This is a genomic window from Streptococcus sp. STC1396 (assembly GCF_058933875.1).
Genome location: NZ_JBZYCU010000026.1, coordinates 18747 through 29384, shown reverse-complemented (window position 1 = coordinate 29384; position 10638 = coordinate 18747). Strand labels below are relative to the sequence as shown.

Genomic DNA, 10638 nt, shown 5'->3' with positions numbered 1-10638 from the left:
ATTCAAGAAATTATCAACCACAAAGCCCTCACTTATATTATACTTCTAAATGAGGGCTGTTTTCTTTATTTTCGTGTTTCTGTGGGTGACGGCTATGTCGTCATGGCTGTCTGTCCCAGCCTCTTTTTTGAAACCAGTTGCAAAATTTGTTATACTATCACTAGAAAAGGAGTGATTTTATGAGCTTAACCAGCCAGATCATTACAGCAGATTTTCCAGATTTGGATAAGGTAGAAGCCTTGAATAATGACGCTTTCCCAGAGGAGGAGAGGGAGCCGCTCAATGAGTTTTTGCGTTATGAAGATCAGGAAGAGGCTATTTTTTCGCTTTTTATCATGAAAATGAATTTGTTGGCTTTGCTTTTGCTATTTCCAATGAACAGGCTTTTTATGTCAGTTTTTTTGCCATTATGCCCCACCTACGCAGCCATGGCTATGGTGGAGAAATCATTGATAAGCTGGTAAATTTTTATCAGCGGACCATGCTCTTAGAGATTGAGCGCCTGGATGAGCTTTGTGACAATCCTGAGCAACGCCAGGCCCGCTGGGACTTTTATCAGAAACAGCATTAAAAAACTGGATGATTAAAAACTAGAAAGAAGAAAATGAGATTACGAAATGACCGCCATGAGTGTGAGCGACTATGGGCTCGACATAAATACTTGGTTTTGAGCCATTCGGCTGTAATTTATAAAGAAATACGTGAATATTTAAAGCAAGATACGGTTTTTGTAGAAGATATTCGGCATTATATTGAGAAGGCAGTAGCCTTACCAGAAAGCAGGGGCCAGGTTATCAATGCTTTTCAGCATGTCTGGGGATATTTTAAGAAAAAGGCCAGCCAAAAAGAAAGAGAAGATTTCATGTATTTGCTTAGTCGATATGAGTATGGCAAAATTCCGCAAGAGCAGCTGATTCTAGCAGTGCGAAATCTTTTAGAAAATTATCCGAATCCTTATTTGCAAAATTCATCCTTACTATATGGAGGTTACGATGAGACTCTGGCATCAAGAACTGATTCCTAAACTTCCCCGTCCACAACTGCTTGGGCAACATCGTGAATGCTGTGCTCTTCGTGGCAATGGTTGGGGGAAGAAACATGCGACCGTTGACTATGTTTTTACTCATTCTCCTTACTTGCTTTATCGCTACCATGAGCTGGTTATGGAGGAGATGAGCAGGCGAGGTTATCGTGTGTCACCAGAATGGCTGGAGCGAAACTATCGTGGCAAGACTTGTCCGGCTTATGTGCATCTGGAAGAAGTGCCTGTCACAAGGCCTATTTACCCTGAGCATGATGCAGCATATTATGAGGAATGTCTGCAAAACCTCAAAGAAAAAGGTATTGACTTATAGGCTTTTCTGTTGTCTGAGCCAACTGCCTGTCTTGAGAAAAAGCAAGCAAAATGATACAATAAAACGAATAGTAAAATGATTAACTGGAGCAAAAATGAATTATTTTAATGTTGGGAAAATCGTTAACACCCAAGGTCTGCAAGGTGAGATGCGGGTTTTGTCAGTGACGGATTTTGCAGAAGAACGTTTTAAAAAAGGTAATAAATTGGCCCTTTTCGATAAGAAGGACCAGTTTGTCATGGACGTGGAAATTGCTAGCCACCGCAAGGTCAAGAACTTTGACATTATCAAGTTCAAGGGGATGTACCATATCAATGAGATTGAGAAATTTCGTGATTTCACTTTGAAAGTCCGAGAAGAAGATTTAACGGACTTGGAAGACGGAGAATTTTACTACCATGAAATCATCGGTCTTGAAGTTTATGAAAATGATGTCCTACTAGGCACGATTAAGGAGATTCTCCAGCCAGGAGCCAATGATATCTGGGTGGTCAAACGAAAAGGCAAGCGCGACTTGCTTCTTCCTTATATTCCGCCAGTGGTGCTGGGGATTGACATTGAGCGAGGTCGGGTTGATGTAGAGATACCGGAAGGACTGGACGATGAAGATTGATATTTTGACCCTCTTTCCGGAGATGTTTGCGCCCTTGGAGCACTCTATCGTCGGTAAAGCTCGGGAAAAAGGCCTCTTGGAAATCAACTACCACAATTTTCGCGAAAATGCGGAAAAATCTCGGCATGTGGATGACGAGCCCTATGGTGGAGGTCAGGGCATGCTACTGCGGGCCCAGCCTATTTTTGATGCCTATGATGCCATTGAAAAGAAGCGGCCGCGCGTGATTTTGCTGGATCCTGCTGGTCGGACTTTTGACCAAGCCTATGCTGAGGAGCTGGCTAAGGAAGAGGAATTGATCTTCATCTGCGGTCACTATGAGGGTTATGATGAGCGGATCAAGACCTTGGTGACGGACGAGATTTCGCTGGGTGACTATGTCCTGACCGGGGGAGAATTGCCGGCTATGACCGTGATTGATGCGACCGTTCGCCTGATTCCAGAGGTTATTGGCAAGGAAGTCAGTCATACAGATGACAGTTTTTCGTCTGGGCTCTTGGAGTATCCTCAGTACACTCGGCCCTATGACTATCGCGGCATGGTCGTTCCGGAAGTCCTCATGAGCGGTCATCACGAAAATATCCGCAAGTGGCGACTTTATGAAAGTTTGAAAAAAACTTATGAGCGTCGTCCAGACTTGCTGGAAAACTATGAATGTACAGCTGAAGAAGCCAAAATGTTGGAAGAAATTCGTTTGGAACATTCATCAAAGAAGGGATAGAAGGTCAGCTGGTGACTAACTGTTTTCGTCATAAAACTGTAACAAAATTTCTATCAAAATGATATTGTTTTGACTGGTGAATCCGGCCATTTTATGTTAGTATTATAGCATACGATATTTGTGTCCGATATATGTAAGGGATACTACAAGAAGGAGAGAGTACGATATATGGAAAAAAGGATTGGGAAATCCGTTGTAGCAACTGGTATCGCAGCGACAACGATCATCTCTGGCGGACTCAGTCATCAGGTAAAAGCTGAAGAAATTGTTAAATCAACTACTGTAGAACCAAAATCAACAGCAGTTACAGAGAAGCCTATTACTACTGCAGATGTGGCAGAAGCTAAAGAGCAAGCTGACGCTGCTAAAGCAAATGCTGATCGACAACAAGAACAAGCTGATAAGGCTCAAGCTGATGTTGAAGCGGCAAAAAATGCAGTTGCAGAAGCTGAAAAATCTGTAGAAACAGCGACAGAGAATGAAAAAGAAGCTACAGACGAAGAAATTTCTCAAGCAGAAGAGCATGTAAAATCTACCGAGGAAGAAGCGGCAGCTAAAGCGGCAGCAGTAGAAAACGCTGAGACAGCTGTTGCTGACGCAAGTCAGGCTGTAAAAGATCAGGAAAATAAAATTGCTGCCCAACAATCATTGGTGGATGTAGCTGAGTCTGAACTCAATAAAGCTAAAGAGCCAGTTCATGCAGAAGAAGAAGCTGTAGAAACAGCAAAAAATCAGCAAAATCAAGCACAGAATGCGTTAGAACATGCAAAGAATGAGTTAACAAAAGCGGAACAGGATGTGAAAGACTCGCCGCAGGCTCAGTCAGACATCCAAAGTAAGATCAACAAAACACAGGCTGAGTTAAATCAGACTGAGCAATTGATTACTTCAACAAATACAGAGTTAGCTATTGAACAGAAAAATGCTGCAACAGCACCGGTTGATCTTCGAAATACTAATTATTCCCAATTCCTAGAGAATTTGCGCAATAATGCTCCGAGTCAAGCTGTAAGGGATGCAGCTACTAATGCTTTGGCAATGTATCAACGTGGTCAGCGAGAATATGGCATTACAGTTGGAACGGATCCAGCTAGTCCAGCAAGCCTTGAGAACAACCTCCAAGCCCTTGAATTGGTTAAAGCTATCAATGCTTACCGACGTAACGCTGGTCTTCCAGAGCTATTAGTCGATCCTTATGCTAATGTAGCCAGCCAAATTCAAACAGTCTACTTTGAAAAAGCTAACTGGCATATGGGCAAACTAATTGGAAACGAAAATGTGGCCATCAGTTTCACCCCGCAAGGTGCTGTTGATTTCTGGCACAGTGAAAAGGCTTTGTACCAAAAAATTGCTGCCCAATATGGATTGCCAACGGATGAAAGACAGATTGATGCCAACGCAATTTATATGAAAGTTGGAGCAAGTGTATTTGCTAAAATTGGTCACTATGTTCAAATGATGGACAACAAGGCCAATGCAATCTCTGCAGCCTATGATACTCGTCCGAACCAGTGGGGAACTCCATATGGTACTTCAGAAGTAGGTTTCCACAATATTCGCAATTTCAATGAACGTGTGAATAATGGGACTTTGATGAGCGCTGATGCGCTAGCTCAATTACTTCGTAGCGGTGGTGGGCGCTCTGTAGGTTCTAGTGCCAATGTTACTGCTTTGAAAAACCGTTTGGCAGGATTGCAAGCTCAAAAAGTTAGTCAGGAATCCACGATTAATATCTTAAATTCTCAGTTGGCTGATGTACGAAATAGCGAAGCTGCTCGCGCAACGGCACTAGCAAATGCGAGAAAACAAGTTGATGAAGCAGAAACAAATCTAGCTGTCACGAAACAAAATGTAGCTGATAAAAAAACTGCTTTAGCTGCTGCTACAACCAGAATTTCTAATGCTCTAGCACCATATCAGGCAAAATTAGCAAAAGCCCAAACAGTTCTGGGAGAAGCCCAAACTCAGTTAGTTGCTTTGAAAGCTGCTGAACAAAAGTTGCAGAGTGGATTAGGCAAAATCAAGGAAGAATTAACTGCTGCTCAAGAGCGTGTGTTGGCTGCTCAACAAAGAGTGGTCAGCTTGAAAGAAGCTCCTCAGCAGTTAGCAAAAGCTAAACAAAATCTGGTTGCTGCAAAAGCTGATTTTGAAGCTAAAAAGTCTATCGCTGAAGAAGAAAATATGAAATTGCTCGGCTTACAAAGTATTTACACAGATCTTCAGGCGAAACATAGCCGCCTACAATCAAACCTCCTTAAAGAAGAAGGTAATAGAAATGCTAGTAGTCAGCTCTCTTATAGAGGTGCTGCAGCTGGTGGCAAAGATACTTCTATTGAATATCGTTCAAATGCAGGAGCTCCGTCTACAAATGGACTTCCAACCGCAAGTTCAGATGAAGGAAATAATTTGGTAACGACTGGAACAAACACTCAGGGAGTAAAAACAGCAACTCAAGTTACTCCACTTGCTTCAGCTTCTGCGACGACGACAACTTTACCTAATACAGGTTCAGGTTCGGAAGCTGAGCGATTGGCTGTTCTTGGAATGGCAATCGGTGCAGCAACGCTCGTAGGAGCAAATAAACGACGTCGTAGAAATAGAATATGATAATAAAATCCGTATCACTTAAAATGATACGGATTTTATTATCTATCATAAACTATCCAGAGCATTTTTTTGCTCGTCGTTGACAATATGAGTGTAGAGGTCTGTCACCTGAGTACTGGCATGACCTAGCTGGTGGCTGACGAGAACTTGAGATTTGGTTGCATCATATAAACGTGTAGCAAGTGTGTGGCGGAGCTTGTGAGGCGTCACTCGCACCTTGAAGTCCTCAGAATACTTGGCCACCATTTTTTCGACACTAGAAGCATCGATTCGGTTAGGAATACCACGGTATTCAGTCAAAAAGAAGGCTGTATCCGTTTTTTCTGCCTTGTATCGCTTGACCCGAATGCTCAGATACTCCTCTAAATAGGGCTTGGCAAAGGCAGCAACATTGACAGAGTCCCTTTTCCCGCCTTTTCTTGTCACTTCAATAACCATCATTTTGAGATTGATGTCTTTTAGATCCAGATTGACAGCTTCAGACAGACGAACACCAGAGGCTAGCAGCAAGGCAATGATAGCTAAATCTCGTTCTTTGTTCTTGTTAAAAGAAGATAGAGCACGATTAGAGAGCTTCTTAGGGTACTCTATATCAATATATTGGAGAAAACCTTCTGTCTCATCTCCTAAAAAGAGCTTTTGTTTGATATTCTCTGCACGAGCAGCTAAAGTTTCCTTTTTCTTCTTAGTAGCTACCTTTTTCATGACATTTCGGTAGAAATAGGGCTCGCCCTGCTCATTTTCCACTTCCTCAGTCAAATATTTGTAGAGGCTGGATAAAGCCGAAAGAGTTCGGTTAATGGTTGTCTGGGAAACGCCGTTTTGGGTCGTGTTAGCATTGAGAAGCGGCCGTTCCCGCAGATATAGAATGAAAGCTTCCATGTCTTTCTTGGTCATATTTTCCAAGACCGAGAGAGGAATCTCAGCAATCTCTGAAGCGTCAGATATACCAGAGTCTAAAACCCAGTGAAAAAATCGATCGTATTCTTTAAGATATTCGTACAAGGTCGTAAAACTATAAGGTACTGCCAGCTTGGACTGATAATACTCTAGAACGTACCAGGGCATAGTGGCTTTGAGTTTGTCAATTCTTTCTAACAGCAATTCACGTCTCATTACAATTCTCCGTTTTTTCTATAATAGTAGTATAGCATATCTAGATATATTTTTCAAGAAAATTATAGTTTTTCGGAAAGATATCATAGGGGATATATAGGACTGTTTTGTTTTCCTTTCTATAATCTATATCTTTTAAAAATGATAAAATCAGCAAATCTTACGGATCTACTGATTGTTATTTTATTCTGTAACTTATTTTTCTACATATCGAAATGGAATTTTGCTACCACAGAGAAAATTATAGACTCGATCATTGACTTGAACATTCATAGCTTCGTGGGCATATTCTGGCATGACTAAATACTCTTTTAGACACTCTAATATTTATGCTACTCATTCAAATGTATCAATGATTTAACTCTTATTGTCTCTATTGTATACATAAATATAATGTTTTGAACCATTCTAAGTACTAATCCGTTTTATATTTAACTTTGCTGGACTTGGCCAGATAACATGATGCAAAAATGACAATAATTCTGATTAGATAGCTTTCGGAACGATCGTCACTGATAGTTAATTGAGAAAGAACATTTATAATTGAATGTGTCATAACACAAATCCAGAGATTTCCTGTTTTTAAATAAAGAGCTGAAAGCATGAAAGAATTTGTAAGCAATCCAAATAAAAACGGAACAATTTGAAGACCGACTAGGGAACCATCTATATAAAAGAATAATAAATGCCAAATTGACCAGATAAAAAATGTTAAGATTGTTGCTTGAAAATATTGCAACTTTTCTTGTAAAATCGGCTGAAATACGTATCTCCAACCTATTTCTTCCAAACCACCATATAAAACAAATTTTAAAAACATCAGAAAAGGGAAAAACCAAATAAATTGTTTGATTTTTCCACCAAATAATAGAAAAGAGAAATCAAGAATAACTAGCAAAAATGCTAATAAATAATGTTTATAACTAGTATGAATGTTAAAAAAATCTTTTACTATTTTCTTTAAATTAATCTGATAATACCGAATGGCAACTATACTTCCCCATAAGGATGTCGAAATGCCACCTATCATAATTCCAAAAAAATTTACTAAATTTGAATGAAAACCGTAATAATTCAAAGAAAATACAACTAGGCAAACCGATAACAACTGGCTAAAAGTTCCTATCAAATAAACTAAAAGAGCCTTGTTTCTTTTCATTGGAACTCCTTTTAATAGCTTTAAAAACATCTTAAAAATTATACAAGTATATCAAAAAATACATAACTTAAATTATGCAATATCTATAGATTTAAAAATTGACTTAATTGTTTTACCAAAAACTTATTCTTCTAATTCGATTTTTTTAAAATAATCCAGTTGCCATTTTTGTGTTGCTCGATCTGTTTTGTTTAAATTTATGCACCAGGACGGATAAAACCTCATAGCAATCTTTCCTTTACAATCCTTCGTATAAAGAATTATTTTTACTAATAGCCACCTCTTTGGGAATCATAAATAGACCGCAACGACAGCCGTCGATGACGACAATAACCAGTTCATTTCCCAAATCCTCGTTGGTATAAGGGATATTCTAGTTGTCTTGGTCTTTTTTCCAAAAGATTGTAAAATATCCTTCTTTTTTGGGTGTTTTCTTTGCCAAACGGCATCTTTTATATTCTTGATCATCCTTTGGCCTAATCAAAATGTTTTCATAGTCTTCATTTCATTTTTCATTTATCAGATCAAAGTCACCATAGTACCTATAAACAATGTCTGTCATTTTCATTGTTTTATTGTCTTTCTATTTTTTTACCAAATTAAAATTATGTAAAACAACCACTAGAATAAAAACTCTTTTATCAAATCAACTACTTGCTCATTTTGTGGTAGAGAAGAATGATGGGCATCCTTGCCTGTGATGACGACCTCTCTATGCGAAGCAATCTTTCCTTTGTAAATCAAGCTCCCAGCCTCTACACTGCTTTTATGAACAATTCCGTCACCATCTCGGAAAAAGATTCCCAAAATCGACAAATGCTGAAGCTTCTTAGGAAGTTTTCCCTGGTTGGCTACAAAGTCATCTAACATCTCAACTCGATGATTAAGATTTTTCTTGTTCAAATTATAGGGACTGCCGATAGTCAGGAGCTTTTCTATCTCCAATCCAGAATGGTTTGTCAGGTATTGCTGCAGGAATACTGTATAAACCAGTCCGCCATTAGAATGCCCCAAGCCTTTAAAGCTGGTAAAAGGGTACTTCTCTCGCAAAATTGTCAAGGCAGCATCAAACATGGCCGCCTGCTTCTTGATGTTTTCATAACCATCACGATTATTCTGAAAACCAATCACAAAAATGGGGTTTCTGTCCTTTCGCTTCAAATGCCCACGATAAGTCATTCGACCGTCATTCCAGACTTTGATCCGAATCAGACTGTGGTGAGGATGCTGGCCGTGATTGAGCTTTCTAACCATTTTGTTAAAACGATTCTCCGTTGCTGAACTGCCTGGAATCATGATGATTGGCTGAATATCAACTTTACTCAGGGGTAGATGGCTGATGGGATGAGAAGGGAGCTTATTTTGTATTTTTGTATAAAGCTGAATCAGGTACTTAATAAACTTTTTCATTTCTTTTTCCTAAGTGCACAAAACAAGTTACATAAAATAAATTATGTAACTTGTTTTCGATTACTTCCGTTTTTTCTTATTTTTCTTCATCTGTTTGGCCATTTTGTTCATGCTGCGGCGCATGAGGAATTCTCCTGCCTTACCTTTAAGTCCGCCACCAAACATTTGGCTCATATCTGGCATTCCTGCTCCGCCTAATGCAGATAAATCCGGCATACCTCCTTGACCCATCATGCCTTCTAAAGCTGACATATCAGGCATGCCGCCCGGCATATTTTTAGGCAGATTGTTAGGATTGATCCCCATCTGTTTCATCATTTTGTTCATATCGCCAGATAAGACGCCCTGCATCATCTGTTTGGCTTGGTTAAAGTCTTTGATAAACTTATTGACTTCGACAAAGCTATTGCCAGAACCGGCCGCAATCCGACGGCGACGACTCGGGTTGAGCAGGTCTGGATTTTCCCGCTCAGCTGGCGTCATAGAAGATACGATGGCACGCTTACGAGCAATTTCTTTTTCATCTACTTTGATATTTTTCAGAGCAGGATTATTGGCCATACCTGGCAGCATCTTGAGCAGGTCTTCCATAGGTCCCATGTTCTGAACTTGGTCTAGTTGGTCGATAAAATCGTTGAAATCAAAGGTGTTTTCCCGCATTTTTTCAGCCATTTCAAGCGATTTTTTCTCATCGTACTCTTGAGAGGCCTTTTCAATCAGGGTCAGCATGTCCCCCATACCGAGGATACGGCCAGACATACGGTCTGGGTGGAAGGTCTCGATATCGGTAATCTTTTCACCGGTACCAGTGAACTTAATCGGCTTGCCAGTGATCTGACGGACAGACAGAGCTGCACCACCACGGGTGTCCCCATCAATCTTGGTCAGGATAACCCCAGTTACTTCCAGCAGATTGTTAAATTCACGGGCTACATTGGCTGCTTCCTGACCAATCATAGCATCGACAACCAGCAGAATTTCATTTGGTTGCGCTAGAGCCTTGACATCAGCTAACTCCTGCATGAGCTTTTCGTCAATTTGCAGTCGACCAGCAGTATCGATCAGGACATAGTCGTTGTGGTTAGCCTTGGCTCGCTCCAAACCTTGACGGACAATCTCTACTGCTGGGAACTCAGTGCCTAAGGCAAAGACTGGCACATCAATCTGTTGCCCCAGTGTTTTCAGCTGATCAATAGCCGCTGGACGGTAAATATCCGCCGCAATCATCAAAGGACGAGCATTTTCCTCTTTTTTAAGTTTATTGGCCAATTTACCCGCAAAAGTCGTTTTACCAGCCCCTTGCAAACCGACCATCATGATAACAGTTGGAATCTTTGGTGACTTGATAATCTCAGCTGTATCAGAACCCAGGATGGCTGTTAGCTCTTCATCTACGATTTTGATGATCTGTTGAGCTGGATTGAGCGTGTCAATAACTTCGTGTCCGATAGCTCGCTCACGAATCTTTTTAATAAAGTCTTTAACAACAGGCAGGGCAACGTCAGCCTCCAAGAGAGCAAGACGAATCTCCTTGGTCGCTTCCTGGATATCACTCTCAGAGATTTTCCCCTTTCTGCGTAGGTTTTTAAAGACGTTCTGCAAGCGTTCAGTTAAATTTTCAAAAGCCATAAATATTTCTCCTCTTAATTATCAAATG

Annotated in this window: 10 protein-coding genes and 3 pseudogenes; 7 read left to right on the top strand and 6 right to left on the bottom strand. The window is 40.4% G+C overall.

Features of this window, described 5'->3' with window-relative positions; translation table 11 throughout:
- The 7 genes and pseudogenes from AC5FEC_RS08825 to AC5FEC_RS08795 all read left to right on the top strand — a co-directional run.
- A partial coding sequence (locus AC5FEC_RS08825) for a hypothetical protein (RefSeq protein WP_493661948.1) occupies window positions 1-183 on the top strand: 183 nt, incomplete at its 5' end.
- Window positions 180-562 (top strand): annotated as a pseudogene (locus AC5FEC_RS08820) (GNAT family N-acetyltransferase); the annotation flags it as partial. The gene AC5FEC_RS08825 and the pseudogene AC5FEC_RS08820, both read left to right, overlap by 4 nt.
- 42 nt (window positions 563-604) lie before the next feature.
- Window positions 605-1024 carry a YbgA family protein gene (locus AC5FEC_RS08815; protein ID WP_304948625.1) on the top strand — a complete coding sequence of 140 codons (420 nt, stop codon included), beginning with the start codon at window positions 605-607 and terminating at the stop codon, window positions 1022-1024.
- A complete protein-coding gene (locus AC5FEC_RS08810; RefSeq protein ID WP_493661947.1) occupies window positions 993-1355 on the top strand; it encodes a TIGR02328 family protein in 363 nt (120 codons plus the stop codon). Before AC5FEC_RS08815 ends, AC5FEC_RS08810 begins: the two co-directional genes overlap by 32 nt.
- A gap of 94 nt (window positions 1356-1449) precedes the next feature.
- A complete protein-coding gene (gene rimM / locus AC5FEC_RS08805; protein ID WP_493661946.1) occupies window positions 1450-1968 on the top strand; it encodes a ribosome maturation factor RimM in 519 nt (172 codons plus the stop codon).
- Window positions 1958-2689: a tRNA (guanosine(37)-N1)-methyltransferase TrmD gene (gene trmD, locus AC5FEC_RS08800; RefSeq protein ID WP_493661945.1), complete on the top strand. Its 732-nt coding sequence runs from the start codon at window positions 1958-1960 to the stop codon at window positions 2687-2689. Before rimM ends, trmD begins: the two co-directional genes overlap by 11 nt.
- Window positions 2690-2857: 168 nt before the next feature.
- Window positions 2858-5296 (top strand): CAP domain-containing protein, encoded by a 2439-nt coding sequence (locus AC5FEC_RS08795; RefSeq protein ID WP_493661944.1) that lies wholly within the window; start codon window positions 2858-2860, stop codon window positions 5294-5296.
- Between the two features lie 45 nt (window positions 5297-5341).
- On the opposite strand, the gene xerS is transcribed toward AC5FEC_RS08795, so the two are convergent.
- The 6 genes and pseudogenes from xerS to ffh form a co-directional block, all read right to left on the bottom strand.
- Window positions 5342-6412, bottom strand: coding sequence for a tyrosine recombinase XerS (xerS, locus tag AC5FEC_RS08790; protein WP_037618482.1), 1071 nt, complete (start codon window positions 6410-6412; stop codon window positions 5342-5344).
- A gap of 195 nt (window positions 6413-6607) precedes the next feature.
- Window positions 6608-6736 (bottom strand): annotated as a pseudogene (locus AC5FEC_RS08785) (acetylxylan esterase); the annotation flags it as partial.
- Between the two features lie 91 nt (window positions 6737-6827).
- The gene (locus AC5FEC_RS08780) at window positions 6828-7571 is read right to left on the bottom strand and encodes a CPBP family intramembrane glutamic endopeptidase (RefSeq protein WP_493661943.1); all 744 of its coding nucleotides are present in this window, start codon (window positions 7569-7571) and stop codon (window positions 6828-6830) included.
- A gap of 123 nt (window positions 7572-7694) precedes the next feature.
- Window positions 7695-8139: pseudogene (locus AC5FEC_RS08775) on the bottom strand (MepB family protein).
- Between the two features lie 53 nt (window positions 8140-8192).
- Entirely contained in the window at window positions 8193-8981 is a 789-nt protein-coding gene (locus tag AC5FEC_RS08770) for an alpha/beta hydrolase (protein WP_493661942.1), read from the bottom strand.
- A 60-nt stretch (window positions 8982-9041) separates the two neighbouring features.
- Window positions 9042-10610 carry a signal recognition particle protein gene (gene ffh / locus AC5FEC_RS08765; protein WP_493661941.1) on the bottom strand — a complete coding sequence of 523 codons (1569 nt, stop codon included), beginning with the start codon at window positions 10608-10610 and terminating at the stop codon, window positions 9042-9044.
- Between the last annotated feature and the right edge of the window lie 28 nt (window positions 10611-10638).

What these genes read in the sequence shown, in the direction of transcription:
- AC5FEC_RS08815 (WP_304948625.1), top strand. Translation starts at nt 605, where the DNA reads ATGAGATTACGAAATGACCGCCATGAGTGTGAGCGACTATGGGCTCGA.
- AC5FEC_RS08810 (WP_493661947.1), top strand. Translation starts at nt 993, where the DNA reads ATGAGACTCTGGCATCAAGAACTGATTCCTAAACTTCCCCGTCCACAA.
- rimM (WP_493661946.1), top strand. Translation starts at nt 1,450, where the DNA reads ATGAATTATTTTAATGTTGGGAAAATCGTTAACACCCAAGGTCTGCAA.
- trmD (WP_493661945.1), top strand. Translation starts at nt 1,958, where the DNA reads ATGAAGATTGATATTTTGACCCTCTTTCCGGAGATGTTTGCGCCCTTG.
- AC5FEC_RS08795 (WP_493661944.1), top strand. Translation starts at nt 2,858, where the DNA reads ATGGAAAAAAGGATTGGGAAATCCGTTGTAGCAACTGGTATCGCAGCG.
- xerS (WP_037618482.1), bottom strand. Translation starts at nt 6,412, where the DNA reads ATGAGACGTGAATTGCTGTTAGAAAGAATTGACAAACTCAAAGCCACT.
- AC5FEC_RS08780 (WP_493661943.1), bottom strand. Translation starts at nt 7,571, where the DNA reads ATGAAAAGAAACAAGGCTCTTTTAGTTTATTTGATAGGAACTTTTAGC.
- AC5FEC_RS08770 (WP_493661942.1), bottom strand. Translation starts at nt 8,981, where the DNA reads ATGAAAAAGTTTATTAAGTACCTGATTCAGCTTTATACAAAAATACAA.
- ffh (WP_493661941.1), bottom strand. Translation starts at nt 10,610, where the DNA reads ATGGCTTTTGAAAATTTAACTGAACGCTTGCAGAACGTCTTTAAAAAC.